Below are 18,713 nucleotides of genomic sequence, written 5' to 3'. Positions count from 1 at the left end.
GTTTCTGATTCTTTTGACGATAGATAATTTTGATTTAAGTTCTATTATTTGTGTAAATATAAAATGACTTGATGACCAAACTGGTATTATTTTTCTTGTCGGTTTTAAAATAGGAATTTGATGTTGTGGGATATATTGACATTGCAAAAGGTGTTTTTGAAGCCGAGGCAAATGCTATCCAGAGTTTGGGAGCAAGGTTAGATAGTGATTTTTCCCATTCTGTTGATAAAATTCTTTGCTCGTCTGGTCGGGTAATTGTCTGTGGGATGGGGAAATCAGGGATCATTGGTAAAAAAATTGCTGCTACTTTTGCTAGTACCGGTACGCCAAGCTTTTTTATGCACCCCGGAGAGGCATATCATGGCGACCTTGGTATGGTAACACCCGAAGACATTTTTATGGCCATATCAAACTCAGGCGAAACTGATGAAGTGATCAAATTGATTTCCTTTTTGAAGAGTAATGGCAATCTTCTGATAGGTCTCACTGGTAATGATAATTCTACGTTGGCGAAGGCGTCCGATTACCATTTGGACATTGGTGTGAGAAAAGAAGCTTGTCCTCTGCAACTTGCTCCAACTTCTTCAACGACAGCCACACTTGCAATGGGCGATGCGCTAGCTGTTACTTTAATGAAAGCTCGCAATTTCCAGCCTGAACATTTTGCCCGGTTTCATCCCGGTGGGTCGCTTGGACGGCGGCTGCTAGGCCGCGTGGAAGACGAGATGGTTAATGAGGAGCTTCCGGTCGTTTCAGAGGAATCAAAGGTTCTGGATGTTATACACGCGATGACAGTAGGGAGTTTAGGGCTGGCCATTGTGGACTCATCTAAGGGCTGGGGAATCGTGACAGATGGCGATGTTAGGCGGGTAATCGAAGAATTTGGAAATAAGATGTTTGACCGATGCGCTTCAGACTTTATGACTCGAAATCCCACAATGGTTAAAGTTGGTACTCGGGTGGAAGATGCGTTGGTACTTATGGAAAGGCAGCGTATAACTTCTCTTCTTGTGTTTGACGGAGAAAAAGTTGTAGGCGTCTTTAAGAAGTGAATTTCCTGAAAATCCAAAACAAAGAGGTTTTGCTTCAAAGTTTTTGGGCCTTCTTTGTCAAGGTGCTTGGAGCATTGACAGCATTTGGGATGAGCATTGTGCTGGCTCGCAAACTAGGAGCTCATCAGAGCGGCTATTTCTTTTTGGGATTAACTTTAATCTCTTTCTTTGGGGCAGTTTCCCGCTGCGGATTCGATAATGTTGTCCTGCGTTACACTGCAGCAGCAAAATCCGTTAGTGATTGGACCACTATTCGCCGGGTGTTTTTCCTCGGTGCCGGCGGAACCCTTATCTTTTCTGCTTTTGTTGCCGGTTTTCTATGGTTAGGTTCAGGATATTGGGCAAGTGCTTTCTTCGGCAAGCCTGATCTGGCGCCTGTACTTGCAGCGATTGCACCGTCCGTGGTTTCTTTTGCGCTTCTATGGCTGGTCGCTCAGAGTTTGCAGGGGATGGGACGAGCTTCGTCGGCGATTCTCGCGATGAATGTGGTATCCAATATCACTTTGATTGTATCGGCTTCGCTATTTGAGGTGCGTTTGGGGGCCCAGGCTGCATTTGCTTACAGTGTTGGATCACTTTTGGTATTAGCCGGTTTTCTAATCTTTTGGTATTCAAGAGTAACGAGGGACATCAGCCAACAAACCTACGAGATTTCGTTGGCGTCTATGATGGCATCGGCCTGGCCACTATGGATAGTTTTGCTGATGAGTCAGTTGATTCAGTGGACAGGGCAGTTTGTAGGGGGGGCCTATTTGCCGCCAGAAGAAATTGCCCAGCTCGCTGTAGCCCAGCGCACTGCAATGTTGGTGAGCTTTATACTGACGGCAGTGAACATGGTTGTAGCGCCTCGCTTTGCAGCTCTGCATGCATCAGGAAACATGGAAGCTTTGCAGAGCATGGCACTAACCGCGGTGCGTTTGATGGCGGTGGGAGCCACGCCGGTGGTTGCCGTTATGTTCGTTTTCCCCGACTTTTTGATGGGGCTGTTTGGAGAAGGTTTTTCCGGCGGTACTGTGTTGCTTCAGGTCTTGGCGGTGGGCCAGTTCGTGAATGTTCTCACGGGTTCTGTTGGATATCTTCTATCAATGTCTGGCCACGAGCGGGATCTTCGCAATACCTTATTAGTTGTGGCGCCCGTCAGTGTGGTTGTGACTTTTATCCTTGTACCTATCTACGGTGCTCTGGGCGCCGCCCTCTCTACCGCGTTAGCCGTTGGCGCCCAAAACCTTCTGGCGGTGTACTGGGTAAAACGGCGACTCGGTTTCAATACACTCGCCGTTTGGCGTTTTAAATCTGTTTAACGGAGTTCTTTATGCAAAGCATTCGCAAGGCTGTGATTCCGGTCGCTGGCCTAGGTACTCGTATGCTTCCAGCCACCAAGGCGATTCCCAAGGAAATGCTGCCAATCGTGGATAAGCCACTTATTCAGTACGTGGTTAATGAGTGCATCGCAGCCGGTGTGAAAGAGATTGTTCTGGTTACCCACGCCAGTAAGAACTCCATTGAGAATCACTTTGATACCAGTTTTGAGCTGGAATCCATGCTGGAAAAGCGTGTAAAGCGTCAGCTGTTGGAAGAAGTTCAGTCAATTTGCCCGGTGGATGTGACCTTATTGCATGTGCGCCAGGGTGAAGCCAAGGGGCTTGGGCACGCCATCAGCTGTGCTCGTCCGGCCGTTGGTAATGAGCCGTTTGCTGTGGTTCTGCCGGATGTACTGATTGATGATCACGCTTCGAATCTCAGTAAGGACAACATCGCAGGTATGATTCGCCGGTATGAGAAGAGCGGTGCCAGCCAGGTGATGGTGGAGCCGGTTCCGGCAGAGAAAGTTTCGTCCTACGGCGTGGTGGATATTGGGGGTGGCGATCTACACGAAGGCGAAGCAGCGGCCATGAAGGCGATTGTCGAAAAGCCCCCGGTTGACCAGGCCCCTTCGAATCTTTCTGTCGTTGGTCGCTATGTGCTGTCCGCTTCCATCTGGGATTTGCTGGAGAAAACGCCCGCCGGGGCCGGTAATGAAATCCAGCTGACGGACACCATCGGCATGTTGATGGAAAAGGAAGCGGTGGAGGCGTTTCACATCCAGGGGCGTTCTCACGATTGTGGAAACAAGCAGGGCTACCTGCAAACCTTCGTTACCTACGCTCGTCGTCACCCCGATCTGGGCGCGGAGTTCTGTGAGTTCTTGAAACACCCTTGAACACTCTTTTCTATTTTGCACGAAAGGATTTTTATGCACCTTTACGATGTGTTCAACGGCGATGCCGATGGCATTTGCGCCTTGATTCAACTCCGGTTGGCTGAGCCGGCCGACGCCACGCTGATTACCGGTGTTAAACGGGATATAGCGTTGGCTAAGCATGTGCCTGCTGTGGAGCCTGCAAGGGTCACTATCCTGGATGTCAGTTTGGACAAAAACCGCGAGGCCGTGGATAGCCTGCTGGCAGCAGGCAGCTCTGTGTTCTATGTCGACCACCACTTCCCGGGAGAGATGCTGCCCGATGCGCCGAATTTCAAGGCGCTGATCGACACTGAGCCTACCACCTGTACCAGCCTGCTCGTGGATAACTACCTTGAGGGGCGTTTCCATAACTGGGCAATTACCGCCGCCTTCGGGGATAACCTCAATGTGGTTGGTGCGGAGCTGGCAGCGAATGCCGGTCTTTCACCAGAGCAGACAGAAGCTTTGAAAACACTGGGTGTGTGTATCAATTACAACGGGTATGGCGCTTCAGTTGATGACCTGCATTTCCATCCGGCGGATTTGTATCGGGAGTTCGTCAAATTTGCAGATCCGCTTGATTTGATCGCTACTTCGCCCGCGGCTTGGCAGCATCTGCGCGTGGGGTACGAAGAAGACATGGCGCAGGGGCTGGCGGCTCCCGTTCTTGCCGAATCCACGTCTTCGCTTGTGGTGAAGCTCCCTGATGAAGCCTGGTCACGCCGAGTGAGTGGTGTGCTGGGTAACGAGCTCGCCAACCGTAACCCTGATAAAGGCTGTGCAATCATTACTGAAAAGCCGGACGACTCGTATCTCGTGAGTGTCCGGGCGCCTTTAAGTAAACGCTATGGCGCCGAGGAACTGGTGCGCCAGTTCCCAACTGGCGGTGGACGTAAGGCGGCCGCCGGCATCAATTCGCTCCCAGCCGAGCAATTAGACGACTTCTTAGACACCATTGCCAAGTTTTGGAGCTAAAGAGCCGGTATCGCGTTGACTCCTCCCAGAAAACTCACCTCAAGCAGCTCGAGGCTGAATTGAGCGGGAGTGGTGAAATCGACATTTATGTTGGATATGGCGATTTGAAATCAAGCATGTGCTGAACAGGAACTGATTGAAAAGCCGGGCTGTGATCCGGCTTTTTTGATGGGATGATTTCGGTAGAGCTTGAAGCGGTGCCGGGAGGTGTCAGCAGTTCGGCTTTGGTTAGTAAACTCATTGTTCAGCCGATATAATGCTCGGTCGATTTGCGGGGAGCGATAGGATGCGGGATTACAAGCGGTGGGTTGGCGGGTTAGTGATTGGCGCGATCATCGGGGCAAGTATAGGCCTGATTCAGGTCAATCTCATCGAGAAGAAACGATATGTTGCCGCGCTGGACCTCAAAGAGAGAATATTTTTCAACGAATTCTGGGAGGCGGCTCCGGACGTTCTGTTGAAGGCGGAACTTATGAGGTCGTCATATTCTCAAGAGAAAGCCTCGGGGCTCGATCCCATTGTTGCGGACTTGCTGAATGGTTGGTTTCGCCTTCTTGATGACACTCTTTTCAAGTTTCCTATCGACGAGGCGCTCAAGTCGACTGCTATCAGTGCTTCAGGTCAGCGCTATGTTGAAATCAACCCTGGTTTTATAGATGGTCTCGGACAGCGATCAATCACGTTTCGGATCGTTGGAAATAGTCCCGAAAGTGTCAATAGTGAGCTATTGCAATGGGTCGCGGACGTCAAACATCGTGGAAACGAACTATCTCTCAAAGCATTGCGGTCATGGTTGAGTCGCAAGGCTTATAGCCTGGAGGCCATGTCTAATCTGGATGGTCGTGAGTACTCCAAACTCCAGCGCATCGATTTGCATCGGATGGCTGAGGATTTTGAACGTGCCGCCCAAAGCTTGCCTTCTTTCGATTCTTTTTTGAATGAGCCTCCTCAAGTGCAGGTTGCACCCGTGCCTGTATCCCTGTCCCTTAGGGTGCTGATTTGGGGAGCATTGGGTATGGGTTTGGCCTTTCTGGTTTTGACAGTATTTCAAGCTAAGAGGGCGCGGTGAGTATCCGCAGTCGTTTTTTGAAATTACTACTGGGACCTGCGATAACACTTGTTGTCGGAGTGTTGTCAGGTCCAATTATATCTCGCCTTTTTAATCCTGAGGATTTTGGTCGTTACTCCGTTTTGTTGGGAATTATTGGCGTGGGTGCTGTAGCGGTAACAGCACGATTCGAGCAACTAATTCCGAGCAGTAAAGACCCTGCGGCTAATTTCTGGATAGTCTTGGCAACTTCGATACTTGGGGCTTTGCTACTCGGGTTTGGTGCTTACTCTTTTTTTTCACTTCAAGAAGCAGTGTTCGTCGCCCTGACGACACTTTCTGTGGCGATCTTCAATGCTTTTTACTATCTGTTGATCGTGACAGATAGGTCTTTGCGAGCCTCCGGGGGACGCGCGCTCCAGGCCGGTGGTGTTCTGGGTGGCCAGGTGGCACTGGGGTCATCAGGCTGGGCAATGCCAGGCTTGATGTGGGGTGAGCTATCGGGGCGACTGCTATCTCTGGTGCTGGTTTTCCAGCGGATTGAATTTCGTAAAAAACCGGAGATTTTTCGGGCCATTCGTGATCAATTGCCCACGGCCAAATGGCTACTGCCCGGAGCCCTCCTGGGGGCGTTGGCACTCCAGTTGCTGCCTTTAGGTATGGCCTCGTCAGTTGGAGCAGCGGCGGCAGGAGTGTTCCTACTGATCTATCGGATGGTTGTGATCCCCAACGCTCTCCTTTCGAAGGTGGCGAGCGATACGCTGCTCGTGGAATTGAGCAGGTTGGAAAGACAGGGAATGTCGATACATGCAGTGGTCGAGAGCAGCCTCGCACGACTTGTGCTTACAGCCGTCTGTCTATATGGAAGTCTCTCGATATACGGTGGATGGTTTTTCGCATTCATTCTAGGTGAAGGCTGGGAGTCTGGCACTCAGCTCATTCCATGGCTATCGATCCTTGTGGGTTTTTGGTCTATTGCATCGCCGCTGGCCATGGTCTTCGTTTCTCTCGAAAAAACGAAATGGTCTTTTAGGCTTAGCGCGTTGGATATATTAAATCGCTTTTTTGCGTTGGTAGTTGGCTACCTGGCCCAGGATGTGGTGCTTGCAACAATATCCCTCGCGATTGGAGGGGGCGTCGTTTACGGGCTATCGGTAAAATGCGCATTGAGTCTCGCTAATGCGAGTTTTGCCAGATCATTGAATCCTGTGTTACCACATTTGCTGTTGGTGGCGCTATTGCTTCTCGGTAGTTGGGTGCTTTTTACCAGCGGGTTTTGGCTGTTGGCATGTTCTCTTACCGTAATCGCTTTTCTAATTGCCGGAAAGAGGGTTGTCTATGGATAACAGGGTTGGCGTCATTGGGGCTTCGTTATGGACGCCGCGCCTAGCCGCATCTCTTGAAAAGCACGGACGGTTACGTTGTTCTCCAGTATCAGAAGTGATGCCGAAAGATCTGTATCGTCTTCTAACGATCTTTGGAACAAGGACAACGATCCGCGTGGGATTTCGCCCCGGCCAGATTCGAGTAAGGGGGCTTATTATAGACTTGGTTTGTCTTCTCTATCTTTTGGTAGGTGGTAGACTCGTATTCTACTGGACCGGCTCCGATGTGCAGCGAACTGCCCACATGCTAGCGAAGCCCAGCTTGCTGGCTCGGCTTTGGTCCATTCCCGTGGCTCGGAAACTCGTTGGAAGCAGTCGTAACTGTGTTGCTGCTCCTTGGCTCGTGAGTGAGCTCAATGAAATGGGGTATTCTGCTACCTGTATTCCGTTTCCCACGCCGACGGAGACCTTTGAGGAGGCTGGTGCCGATGTTTCCGAGTGGCCTGCTCAGTTCACAGTACTGTCGTATGTGCCAGACCATAATTTTGAGAATTACTGCGGTCCAGAAATTGTTCAGCTGGCGAGAAGAATGCCTCAGGTAGATTTTCGGGTCATGGGCGGTCAGGGCGAATGGTGTTCAGAATGTCCCGGGAACCTAAAGTTTTTAGGTTGGACTGATTCTCTGGAACAGTACCTGAAAAGTGTGGTTGTCTTACGCGCGGTACGACATGACGCCCTCGGTGGGACGGTACGAGAAGCCCTGCTCTGTGGTCGCCATGTTCTTTATACCTACCCCCATGAATGCACGGAATTGTTGCCTGACCCAAGCTATTCGGCTGATTTTTTGGGGAATATTGAAGACAGGCTGAAGCTTTTCTTAGAGAAGTTTCAGTGTGGCAGTTTAAATATTAACCACGTGGCCCGAGGCTGGGTCTCAGAAAACCTTTCTGAGAAAGTCCTTGCCAAGAGATTGGTGGATTATCTTGTCGGGGAAGACCGTGTCTAAAAGGCGCTGGGTGGCTTTTTGTTCTCTGTTGCTCACGATCAGTCTCCTCATCGCATTTGGGCTTAGCTCTTTTGGGATGTTTTTCGATCTCGCCCTGGCTTCAGTGTTTTTCCTCATGGTGCTTTGCTGGCCCCTTCTACTTGAACGGTTAAGGTGGTACGAGCCTGTTTGTGCCCTGAATGCGATGTTTGCGTTCTTGGGATTGGCTGGTTTGTATATGGCCGCAACAGGGTTTTCCACTGCAGAACATGCGATTCATGATGTTCTGGACCTGAAGCAGCGCGCGCCGTATACCATGCTTTATGTTACTGGTTGGCTGGTTGCTTTTTACATCGGATATGGGTTGGTGAGGAAGGTTCCCCCTGAGAGTTTATCAGGCGAGGCCGTTGTGAATCGGATTGAAGGGTTTGATCCGAGTTTATTGAAAACGGTTGCGGCGGGTTGCTTCTTTATTGGAGTCGTCAATGCTGTTTACAATATTTGGTTGTTCAGTCCGGGCGATCCGCTGAAATACTTTATGAATTTTGGTGTATCAAGATATCGTGACCAAGTTAATGAAGGGGTTTTTACTACACTTGGCTACCACTTTCTCATTGTATCTTTAATTTTTTATCGATGCTCTTTCCCAAGCTGGGATTGGAAGCGTTTAATACTTTTCGGTGCTGCCCTTCTTATTTCCTTATTGATTATTGTCTCCAGAGGGCAAATTTTCTTTACATTTTCTGTTGTGTTGTTCTTGTTAGTCTTGGAGTACTTTTTCTCCATCACTAGGTCGGCCTATCTTCGGTGCGTCATCTTCGTGGTTCCCCTTCTTTTCGTGTTTATGATATTGGCCTATTTTCTTCGTTTGGTAAGCGTCGAAGCCTATATTGCAGGGCAGGTGGGGCAGAGCATCGATTTTAGTGTCACCTTAATGGAAAAGATTAAGGGTTTTGGGGGGCTGATTTTTGGGAAAGGGAATGTTCCTAATTTGCCTGCGATGCTTGTTTATGAGGATCATTTTGGTGGCGTTGAGGATTTCATTCTAGGAGAATCCTTGACGAATTGGCTTGCTGCATTTTTACCATCTTTCGACGGTACTTATATTGGATATAAGATAAGCGAAATATGGTACCCGAATAATGTGGGTGGAATACCTCCGGGCGTTGTGCATGAGTTGTACGCTAATTTTGGTATGTTTGGTTCATATGCTTTCTCAATAGTTTTTGGCGGTTTCGCCGCTGCTCTTTTTAATCGCTTTTCGCGAGAAAGGAGTTTTATTTTATGCGTGATATATTCTGCTTTTTTGGTCCGGTTTTGGTTTATTTTGCCAAAGGTGGAATTTACAGTATTTAGTAATGCGATATGGTTGTTCTTGCCGACCGTAGCTGTTTTTTTGTTTGTCTCAATGATTTCTCGGATTTTTTCTAGTAATTCTTATCACAAGTGATTTTATGATCCATATCGCAAATAATTTTGTCAGCAGTGCTGTGCATGGTGAGCTAGTAAAAGCTTTGTCGGAAAAAATCGGGGATCAGAAAGTCGTCGTTCCAATTCGGGAGACCGGCCATTACGGAAAAAACTCCGAAAATTTGGAAGATGTTCAGGTGGAATACATCTTATTTAACAATAAGGTTATACGCTTTTTCCCTTTGTTAAAGGTTTTTTATATATTCTTTCTATGTGCAGGCCTTTTAATAAAAATTGTAAATGCAGAGACGAAGAGAGAGGTGCGTCCGACAATTTTTGCTCACAATTTTTGGTCGGATGGGATGATTGCCTTCTTTTTATCATTCATTAAGCCAGTGAGATACGTGTTGGTAGTGAGAAATACAGATGTTAACTTCTTCATTGCAAAGCTCCCGCATTACAGGTGGCTGATGAGGTGGTGTATTCGGAGGTCAGAAGGACTGATTTTCGTCAGTCGAGCCCATTACGACCGTGTTCTGGAACGCTGGCCAGGCTTGATCACGGATGCGAAGAGGATTCAGGTCATTGCGAATGGAATTGATGATTGGTGGCTCAATCATACGGTTGTGAATAATAATCTCCGTCCCACTACGGCCTGTTTCGTTGGAAAGTTCAATACCAATAAGAATTTGAATGTGCTGATTCGAGCCGCAGAGCACGTCCAGCATATTATTCCTGATTTTAAACTGATTTTGATTGGTGGTGGTTCTCAGGAATTATTTCGTGTTACCGGAATTCAAAGCCTGCCCTCATACGTTGAGGTGGTGGGGCGGAAAAATAAGAAAGAGATTTTAGAAATATTTCGATTAGCTCGGCTTTTTGTTATGCCGTCGCTAACAGAGACTTTTGGTCTCGTATACATTGAGGCACTATCGCAAGGGTGTTCGGTTATTTGCAGCGCCGGAGAGGGGATAGATGGAATGTGGAGTGAATCTTTCATAAAGGCCGTAGATCCGAGCTCGCCCGAGAAGCTCGCAGAAAATATGATCGCTTTACTTGAGAAATATCCCGAAGGTGTGCCGGTGTCCTGGATTAATAATGAGATTAGTCGGTTTAACTGGCAGAGGGTCGCCGACAAGTATTTGGAGTTTGTTTCGTGAGAATTATTTATTTGCACCAGTACTTTCGGACACCGCAAATGTCTGGGGGGACTCGGTCTTATGAAATGGCCCGTCGCATGGTTAAAGCGGGGCACGAAGTTCATATGGTGACCTCTTGTACAGAGGCGACGGATGGAAATACCGGGTGGTACGTTGAAGTAATCGAAGGTATCACGGTTCACTGGCTTCCTGTTGAATATAGTAATTCCATGGGATTTGGGCGGCGTCTTTGGTCGTTCTTTCAGTTCGCCACGAGCGCTGGACGTTATGCGGCGAAACTTGGCGGTGACGTGGTATTCGCGACGAGTACACCGTTGACCATCGCTATACCCGCGGTGCAAGTGAGTCGGAAGCTCCAGGCTCCGATGGTCTTCGAGGTGCGTGATCTATGGCCGGAGTTGCCGATCGCCATGGGAGCTTTGAAGTTCCCATTTGCCAAGACCGTGGCGCATAAACTTGAGCGCTGGGCTTACAAAAACGCGAGTCGGGTTGTTGGTTTGTCTCCGGGGATGTGTGAGGGTGTTATCAAAACTGGTTACCCCGAGACGCAAACTTTATGTATCCCAAACAGCGCAGACGTGGAGCTGTTCTCGGTTGACAAAGAGCGTGGCCTGAATTTTCGGCGTTCCAGAGAGTGGTTAGGGGATAGAAAGCTCGTCGTTTATGCCGGGACCTTTGGTCGCATAAACGGAGTTGGGTATCTTGCAGAAATCGCCCACGAAATGCGCTCGTTAGATCCTGATGTTCGTTTTCTTGTTGTCGGAGGAGGCGCTGAATTCGAGCTAGTATGCGAGAAAGCAGAGGGTTTGGGCGTTTTAGGACGAAATTTCTTTATGGAAGGGCCGTTACCTAAAAAAGACATGCCGGCGTTATTGAGTGCTGCAACTGTTTGTACGTCACTATTCATCCCGCTCCAGCCAATGTGGCATAACAGTGCGAACAAGTTTTTCGATGCGTTGGCTGCTGGTAAGCCTGTCATGATCAACTACGGGGGGTGGCAGAAGGATTTGTTAGAAAGCTATAACGCGGGAATCTCAGTTTCTGCGGAGAGCCCCCGGGAAGCAGCGGTCCATCTGAAAGCTTTTCTCAATGATGATTCAAGGCTGGCTTCGGCCGGAGCACGGGCTTCTGAATTGGCGCATACAAAATTCGCAAGGGATACGCTTGCACAACGTTTAATTGAAACGCTAGAGAGTGTGGTAGCAGGTGGGTAGATCAAAAAGACTGTTTGATGTGTCGGTTTCACTTGTTCTTTTGGTTTTAGCCATACCAGTTTTTATGTTTCTGTCAGGAGCGGTATTGATTTCTTTGGGGCGGCCCGTGTTTTTCAAGCAGGAACGCCCTGGTTATGGAGCGAAGCCGTTCAACATGATCAAGTTTCGGACCATGCGTAATGACCTGGATGCAAACGGTCAGTTACTCTCTGACGCTGATCGACTAACAAGGTTTGGTCGTTTTCTTCGCGCGTCGAGTTTGGATGAGCTTCCGGAATTATGGAATGTTTTGAGAGGTGACATGAGTTTGGTGGGCCCACGTCCCCTATTAATAGAGTATCTGTCTCTCTATTCGAAGGAGCAATTCCGTCGGCATGAAGTTCGGCCGGGGGTTACTGGTTGGGCACAAGTTAACGGTCGTAATGCTCTCTCCTGGGAGGACAAGTTCCTGTTGGATGTTTGGTATGTCGATAATCGCAGCTTTCTGCTGGACTTGAAGATTTTGTGTCTCACTGTCAAGAAGGTTTTCGCCAGGGAGGGAATCAGTGGAGATGGAGAAGCCACAGTGAGTAAGTTTAGAGGAAACGATGAATGAAACGCCTTGCTATCCTCGGTGCCAGTGGTCATGGAAAAGTTGTTGCAGATGCCGCTCAGGCTCAGGGGTGGGGGGAAATTTGCTTCTACGATGACGCTTTCGCTTCTCCAGAAAAAAACGCAACTTGGCCAGTTGTTGGTAATTTTAACCAGTTGATAAAGGATATCGCTGGTTTCGATGGGGTTATCGTTGCTATAGGCAACAATATGGTTCGTCAACGTAAATTGACTGCTTTGAAGGAGGCAGGGGCTGTTCTTGCGACGATTGTCCACCCCGCTGCTGTTGTTAGTGAGTATGCGGTCGTTGGTTGTGGCTCCGTGATTTTGGCCGGTTCGGTGATTAATGCTGGTGCAGAAGTGGGAGAGGGTACCATTGTAAATACGGGTGCTGTTGTCGAACATGATTGCGTAGTTGGACCAAGTGTTCATATTAGCCCAAATGCCACTTTGTCTGGTGGCGTAACTCTAGGGCCTTTGGTTTGGATAGGGGCGGGCGCCGCAGTTAAACAACTAGTAGTTGTGGGAGAGGCTTGCGTGGTGGGCATGGGCGCTGTAGTGATCAGTGATACTCTGGCGGGCACCACTGTGGTAGGAATTCCCGCCAAAGAAATTTAGTGCTTTTATTTAATTCTAGAATGAGCTGTTAATATGCTGAATACGCCTTTTTCGCCTTGGCCTGCGTTTACTGAAGAGGAGGCTGACGCGGTCTCTCGAACTCTGTTATCCAATAAAGTCAACTACTGGACCGGCCGGGAATGTAGAGAGTTTGAAGCTGAGTTTGCCGAATTCACTGCCACTAAATACGCGATTGCAGTCTCAAATGGGACAGTCGCTTTGGACCTGTGTTTGAAGGGATTGGGCGTAGGACCAGGTGATGAAGTTGTAGTGACATCCCGAACCTTTCTTGCCTCTGCATCGTCTATCGTGAATGCGGGTGCCCGTCCGGTATTTGCAGACGTTGACAGGGATTCTCAGAACATATCTGCAAATACAGTCCGCTCTGCGTTGTCCAGTCGAACCAAAGCCATTCTTGCGGTACATCTGGCCGGTTGGCCTTGCGAAATGGATGAGCTTAGAAATCTGGCCGAGGAGTACGGCGTATTTTTGATAGAGGACTGTGCTCAGGCTCATGGTGCGGCCTATAAGGGACGGCCGGTCGGCTCGCTGGGGCACGTTGCGGCTTGGTCGTTTTGTCAGGACAAGATCATGACAACCGGCGGCGAGGGAGGCATGGTCACCACCAATGATGAATCCCTGTGGTCTAGCATGTGGGCGTTCAAAGACCATGGAAAAAGCTGGGAGGCGGTATACGAGCGCGAACATCCACCCGGATTCCGCTGGCTGCACGAGAGCTTCGGTACAAACTGGCGAATGACCGAGATGCAGGCGGTGATTGGCCGGATTCAGCTGACTAGAATGGCAGAATGGACGAGGCAGCGTCAGCAGAAATGTAAGGCAATATGGGACGCAGCCTCCCAGTATGCCGGCCTCAGAGTTCCCAAGGTGCCAGAATATATAGTTCATGCTGGCTATAAGTGTTACGTGTTCGTCGAACCCGACAAGCTGAAATCTGGCTGGGATCGGGACGCCGTCATGAGCGAGATAAACCGGATAGGCGTACCATGCTTCTCCGGCTCCTGCTCCGAGGTGTATCTCGAAAAAAGCTTCCAGGAGGCAGGTTTTGCTCCTTCCCACCGGCTTCCTGTTGCAATGGAACTGGGGCAGACCAGCCTCATGTTTCTTGTTCACCCGACCCTGACCGAACAGGAAATGGAGAAGACAGTCGGCGCGATCCACGCCGTGATGGATGAATGTTCACTTTGAATCGGCGACAGGCTATTCGAACATTAGATGCAAGGAACATAGATTTTGAGATCGGCAGTGATCAATAAGGTATTGCGCCTTAAACGCCCACAAAAACGAGCGATATCCGTCGTGACGGATATCGTATTACTTTCCGTGGCTATTTGGGCCGCGTTTGCGCTGAGATTTGAGAGTTCATCTTGGATGCCAGACCAGAAGCAGCTTTTAGTTTCCGTGGGTACTGTTACGGTGACACTTGCTGCGTTTATCAAGCTCGGACTCTACCGGGCGGTAATTCGTTACCTTAGTGAACACGCCTTTCTCGCGATCATGGTCGGCGTTACTTTTTCCAGTATATCGCTGATCGTGTTTGGTTTTGTTTTTCAAGCCCTTGTTCCCAGGTCTGTACCGGTCATTTATGGTGCTTTCGCCTTTTTGTTAGTGGCAGGGACACGGTTTGTTGTTAGGAATGTGGTTCGCAGACCAGGTGAAAAGTCCAAAGACAATGCTCTGATTGTAGGATCGGGCCCCACAGGAATGCAGTTGGCATCAGCACTAGCCCAAGGTGTTGAGTTTCGTCCCGTGGGGTTTGTCTCCCTCGACAACGGCAATCATCGTTCTCTGATCGGAAACCTCCCTGTCTACTCAATGGGGCATATCGACAAAGCGGTGAGGGAATTAGGTGTCGACCGTGTTCTTCTCGCGCTGGAGGATTCAGGTTCTGTAAACCGGAAAGAACTGATTCGTAAGCTAGAGGCTCTGTCAATTCCGGTTCAGACCGTTCCCTCGATGTCGGAGCTGGTAGCCGGCCAGGCTCGGATCAACGATATACGAGATCTCGAGATCGAGGATTTGCTGGGGCGTGACCCTGTTCGCCCAGATACAAATCTCGTGGCATCTTCTTTATTAGGTAAGTCGGTCATGGTTACTGGTGCTGGTGGCTCGATCGGCTCTGAACTGTGCCGGCAGATTCTAAGGCACAAGCCGAAGATTTTGGTGCTTTTCGAGCAATCAGAGTTTTCCCTGTACTCTATAGAGCGTGAGCTCCAATCCATTAACCTGGTAGAGGGGCTTGGGGTTGCGCTGCAGCCCGTTTTAGGCAGTGTTACTCACCGTCGTCGCTGTGAAGCAGTGATGAAAACCTTTGACGTCCAAACTGTCTATCATGCGGCTGCTTATAAGCATGTTCCTCTGGTTGAACATAATGTTATTGAAGGTGTTCAGAACAATGTTTTCGGAACCTGGCACACTGCCGAGGCTGCAATTGCTGCCGGGGTGGACCGCTTTGTCCTGATTTCGACGGACAAAGCGGTGCGTCCTACTAACGTCATGGGGGCAACCAAGCGATTGTCGGAACTGGTCCTCCAGGGGCTTGCCCATCGCCAGGCAGGTACTGTGTTTTCGATGGTACGTTTCGGAAATGTGTTAGGGTCCTCGGGATCGGTTGTGCCGCTTTTCCGAGATCAAATCCGGGATGGAGGGCCAGTCACCGTTACCCACCCGGATATCATCCGCTATTTCATGACGATTCCCGAGGCCAGTCAGCTTGTGCTTCAGGCAGGTAGCATGGGGCAGGGTGGTGAGGTTTTTGTCCTGGATATGGGAGAGCCGGTAAAGATAGCAGATTTGGCCCGAAAGATGATTCACCTGATGGGGCTCACCGAGAAAACTGAGGAAGAGCCGGAGGGTGACATTGAAGTGGTCTTCAGCGGCTTGCGCCCCGGTGAAAAGCTTTATGAGGAGTTGCTCATCGGTGATGATCCACAGGGTACCTCTCATCCGAGGATTATGAAGGCCCGGGAAGTTTCCATGCCGTGGGATGAGCTGGAGAGGGTTTTGGATCAGTTGATGCGAGCCAGTCAGGAGTTTGATTGTGGGCGGATTGTTTCACTGTTACGTGATGCCCCGACGGGGTTTGCGCCGAACGGTGATGTAGCGGATTTGATTTGGTGTCAGGGACAGACGCCCAAGCCCAAGTCAGCATCGGTTGTGAAACTGAGCTGAAGATGTGTCAGAAGAAAGCTTTCTTCTGACTCTTTGTTTAAAGACAGGGAATGTTGTAAATGATCAATATTAAACATCACGGAGCCACGTCTGGTGTGACGGGCTCTTGTCATGAATTGAGCTTGCAGACCGAGTCCGCTTCCGGGCTTGAGTCTGCGGAGCATGGAATCTTCATCGATTGCGGCCTTTTCCAGGGCCAGGATGAGGGGCGCTCGGCCTCTGCCGCCGATCTAACGATTGATTTCCCTATTGACCACATCCGTGCGCTCTTGGTGACTCATGTCCACATCGACCATGTGGGACGGATCCCCTATTTGCTGGCGGCCGGATTTGAAGGGCCCATTGTCTGCTCTGAGCCTTCGGCAGTCATGTTGCCGGAAATTCTGGAGGATGCCCTGAAAATCGGCTTTACCCGGGACCGGCGTTTGATCGAACGAGTGCTTGGGCTGATCAGGGAGCGGCTGGTGCCGGTGCCTTACGGCCAGTGGCACCGGGTGTTTGATGAGGGTGAGTGTTCGCTGTCGGTACGGCTTCAGCGGGCCGGGCACATTCTGGGATCTGCCTACGTCGAATGTGATGCCCGGATCGGAGATATGGAAGAGCGCATCGTGTTCTCGGGGGATCTCGGTGCGCCGCATTCGCCGCTGTTGCCAGCGCCGAAATCGCCCGAGCGCGCGGATCGGTTGGTGATTGAGAGTACCTATGGGGACCACGATCATGAGGATCGCAAGACTCGCAGGCATCGGCTGAAGGCGGTGCTGAAGAGTGCGCTCGCGGATGGCGGGACGGTTCTGGTTCCGGCGTTCAGTATCGGGCGGACGCAGGAGTTATTGTATGAGATTGAAGGGATTATTGCCGACTCATCTGAACCCGGGTTCGACTGGCGTTCTCTGGAAATCGTCGTCGACTCGCCCCTCGCTGCCAACTTCACCCGAATCTACCGGGATCTGAAACCCTTCTGGGATGCCGAAGCCCGGGAACGGGTCCGCTCCGGCCGGCATCCGCTGTCTTTCGAGCAATTGACGGTGATTGATTCCCATGAGGATCATCTGAATGCCGTGGATTACCTCGCCAGGTCTCATCGGTCCTGTGTGGTGTTGGCGGGCTCCGGTATGTGTGCCGGCGGCCGGGTGGTGAATTACCTGAAGGCGATGCTGGGTGATGAGCGCAATGATGTGCTCTTTGTCGGTTACCAGGCCGCCGGAACGCCGGGGCGTGATATTCTTAACTATGGCCCAAAAGGTGGCTGGTTGACGCTGGATGGTGAGCGCTACGACATTCGTGCCCGGGTTCATCAGGTCGGGGGATACTCGGCCCACGCTGGGCAGAGTGATTTGCTGAGATTTGTTGAGGGGATTCCGGAGGTGCCGGAGGAGATCCGGATTGTTCACGGGGATTCCGGAGCCAAGGCGGCGTTTCGGGCGCTGCTGGAAGAAACGTTCAATACTCGGATTATGATTCCCGAGTAAGGTTTACTTTGCGGGCAGATAAAAAAGTCAATCAGCCCCTGCGTTTGTTAGATGTTGGAGGAAAAATGAAAAAAATTGCGGTAATCGGCCTGGGCTATGTGGGCTTGCCGCTGGCGGCTGCGTTTGGTGAGAAACGTGAGGTCGTGGGCTTTGATATCAACAGCAAGCGCATTGCCGAACTCAAGGACGGTGTGGATTTCACCCGGGAGGTGTCCCGCGAGGAGCTGGCCGCAGCCGGTGGTTTGTCTTTTACCGATCAGCTCGACGACATCGCCGATTGCCAGATTTTCATTGTCACGGTGCCGACACCTATTGATGAGTACAAGACACCGGATCTGACACCGCTGATCAAATCCAGCGAGAGTGTGGGCCGGGTGCTCAAGAAGGGCGATATTGTGATCTACGAATCCACCGTATTCCCGGGTGCTACAGAGGAGGTCTGTGTGCCGGTGCTGGAGAGGGTTTCGGGACTGGTGTTCAATCAGGATTTCTTTGCCGGTTACAGCCCGGAACGAATCAATCCGGGCGATAAGGAACACCGGGTGACGTCCATTATGAAAGTGACTTCCGGTTCCACACGGGACATTGCGAACGAGGTGGATGCGCTTTACGCAGAGGTGATTATCGCGGGTACCCATAAGGCCAGTTCCATCAAGGTGGCGGAAGCGGCGAAGGTGATCGAGAACACCCAACGCGACCTAAATATCGCGTTGATGAATGAGCTTTCCATGATTTTCTCCAGGCTGAAGATTGATACCCATGAAGTGCTGGCGGCAGCCGGTACCAAATGGAACTTTCTGCCGTTCAAGCCCGGGCTGGTCGGGGGGCACTGTATTGGCGTGGACCCGTATTACCTGACCCACAAAGCGCAGTCGATTGGTTATCACCCGGAGATAATTCTTGCCGGGCGGAGAGTGAACGACAATATGGGGCCTTATGCGGCCGCCGAGCTGGTGAAGGCGATGATCAAGAAAGGCCACACGATTGCCGGTTCTCGGGTGCTGATGATGGGGCTGACATTCAAAGAAAACTGTCCGGACTTGCGAAATACCCGGGTCATTGATGTGATTCGTGAACTTGAAGATTTTGGTTGTCAGGTAGATGTCACCGATTGTTGGGCAGATAGTGAAGAAGCGCAGGATGAATATGGTATTTCTCTGATTGGTGAACCTGAGCAATCAAAGTACGACGCCGTTTTTCTTGCCGTACCTCATCGTGAATATTCGGAAAAGGCAAGTTCTGAATTAAGGACCTATATCAAAGGTGATGGGGTGCTTTTTGATTTAAAGGGCGTGCTTCCAACTGGTGAAGCTGATATTCGCCTTTAATGTGAAGTGAGATAAGTTAAAAAAATAACAGGCAAGGACGCTGTCACTGGTCAAAGTGAAAAGGTGATGAATAATAGGAAGTGCTTTCTCACCTATCACGGCCAAAAACTGCCCAGACAACCCAC

Annotated in this window: 16 protein-coding genes; all 16 read left to right on the top strand. The window is 50.3% G+C overall.

Annotation, left to right across the window (positions count from 1 at the left end):
• Positions 1-125 precede the first annotated feature (125 nt).
• The 16 genes from K8I84_RS06605 to tviB all read left to right on the top strand — a co-directional run bounded on the left by K8I84_RS06605 (position 126) and on the right by tviB (position 18,588).
• Entirely contained in the window at positions 126-1,052 is a 927-nt protein-coding gene (locus tag K8I84_RS06605) for an SIS domain-containing protein (protein WP_223793947.1), read from the top strand.
• On the top strand, positions 1,049-2,353 hold the full coding sequence (locus K8I84_RS06600; protein ID WP_223793946.1) for an oligosaccharide flippase family protein: 1,305 nt from the start codon (positions 1,049-1,051) through the stop codon (positions 2,351-2,353). The genes K8I84_RS06605 and K8I84_RS06600 overlap by 4 nt, the downstream gene beginning before the upstream one ends.
• Before the next feature lie 11 nt (positions 2,354-2,364).
• Positions 2,365-3,252 carry a UTP--glucose-1-phosphate uridylyltransferase GalU gene (galU, locus tag K8I84_RS06595; RefSeq protein WP_223793945.1) on the top strand — a complete coding sequence of 296 codons (888 nt, stop codon included), beginning with the start codon at positions 2,365-2,367 and terminating at the stop codon, positions 3,250-3,252.
• A gap of 33 nt (positions 3,253-3,285) precedes the next feature.
• Positions 3,286-4,248, top strand: coding sequence for a DHH family phosphoesterase (locus tag K8I84_RS06590; protein ID WP_223793944.1), 963 nt, complete (start codon positions 3,286-3,288; stop codon positions 4,246-4,248).
• Between the two features lie 286 nt (positions 4,249-4,534).
• Positions 4,535-5,317 carry a hypothetical protein gene (locus K8I84_RS06585; RefSeq protein ID WP_223793943.1) on the top strand — a complete coding sequence of 261 codons (783 nt, stop codon included), beginning with the start codon at positions 4,535-4,537 and terminating at the stop codon, positions 5,315-5,317.
• Positions 5,314-6,642 carry a lipopolysaccharide biosynthesis protein gene (locus tag K8I84_RS06580; RefSeq protein WP_223793942.1) on the top strand — a complete coding sequence of 443 codons (1,329 nt, stop codon included), beginning with the start codon at positions 5,314-5,316 and terminating at the stop codon, positions 6,640-6,642. The genes K8I84_RS06585 and K8I84_RS06580 overlap by 4 nt, the downstream gene beginning before the upstream one ends.
• On the top strand, positions 6,635-7,627 hold the full coding sequence (locus K8I84_RS06575) for a hypothetical protein (RefSeq protein WP_223793941.1): 993 nt from the start codon (positions 6,635-6,637) through the stop codon (positions 7,625-7,627). Before K8I84_RS06580 ends, K8I84_RS06575 begins: the two co-directional genes overlap by 8 nt.
• Positions 7,620-9,056, top strand: a complete 1,437-nt coding sequence (locus tag K8I84_RS06570; RefSeq protein WP_223793940.1) for a hypothetical protein — start codon at positions 7,620-7,622, stop codon at positions 9,054-9,056. The genes K8I84_RS06575 and K8I84_RS06570 overlap by 8 nt, the downstream gene beginning before the upstream one ends.
• A gap of 4 nt (positions 9,057-9,060) precedes the next feature.
• Positions 9,061-10,176, top strand: a complete 1,116-nt coding sequence (locus tag K8I84_RS06565) for a glycosyltransferase (RefSeq protein ID WP_223793939.1) — start codon at positions 9,061-9,063, stop codon at positions 10,174-10,176.
• On the top strand, positions 10,173-11,390 hold the full coding sequence (locus K8I84_RS06560) for a glycosyltransferase family 4 protein (RefSeq protein ID WP_223793938.1): 1,218 nt from the start codon (positions 10,173-10,175) through the stop codon (positions 11,388-11,390). Before K8I84_RS06565 ends, K8I84_RS06560 begins: the two co-directional genes overlap by 4 nt.
• The gene (locus K8I84_RS06555) at positions 11,383-11,985 is read left to right on the top strand and encodes a sugar transferase (RefSeq protein ID WP_223793937.1); all 603 of its coding nucleotides are present in this window, start codon (positions 11,383-11,385) and stop codon (positions 11,983-11,985) included. The genes K8I84_RS06560 and K8I84_RS06555 overlap by 8 nt, the downstream gene beginning before the upstream one ends.
• Entirely contained in the window at positions 11,982-12,599 is a 618-nt protein-coding gene (locus K8I84_RS06550) for an acetyltransferase (protein ID WP_223793936.1), read from the top strand. The genes K8I84_RS06555 and K8I84_RS06550 overlap by 4 nt, the downstream gene beginning before the upstream one ends.
• Before the next feature lie 33 nt (positions 12,600-12,632).
• Positions 12,633-13,808, top strand: coding sequence for a DegT/DnrJ/EryC1/StrS family aminotransferase (locus K8I84_RS06545; RefSeq protein WP_223793935.1), 1,176 nt, complete (start codon positions 12,633-12,635; stop codon positions 13,806-13,808).
• 57 nt (positions 13,809-13,865) lie between these two features.
• Positions 13,866-15,791, top strand: coding sequence for a polysaccharide biosynthesis protein (locus K8I84_RS06540; RefSeq protein WP_223793934.1), 1,926 nt, complete (start codon positions 13,866-13,868; stop codon positions 15,789-15,791).
• 59 nt (positions 15,792-15,850) lie between these two features.
• Positions 15,851-17,260, top strand: a complete 1,410-nt coding sequence (locus K8I84_RS06535; RefSeq protein ID WP_223793933.1) for an MBL fold metallo-hydrolase RNA specificity domain-containing protein — start codon at positions 15,851-15,853, stop codon at positions 17,258-17,260.
• A gap of 65 nt (positions 17,261-17,325) precedes the next feature.
• The gene (tviB, locus tag K8I84_RS06530) at positions 17,326-18,588 is read left to right on the top strand and encodes a Vi polysaccharide biosynthesis UDP-N-acetylglucosamine C-6 dehydrogenase TviB (RefSeq protein WP_223793932.1); all 1,263 of its coding nucleotides are present in this window, start codon (positions 17,326-17,328) and stop codon (positions 18,586-18,588) included.
• Positions 18,589-18,713: the final 125 nt, after the last annotated feature.

Origin of the sequence: Marinobacter sp. F4216, assembly GCF_019931195.1 — a bacterium.
Lineage (GTDB): Bacteria > Pseudomonadota > Gammaproteobacteria > Pseudomonadales > Oleiphilaceae > Marinobacter > Marinobacter suaedae.
The sequence above is the reverse complement of the archived record's forward strand: the minus strand, read 5'-3'. Positions and strand labels throughout refer to the sequence as shown.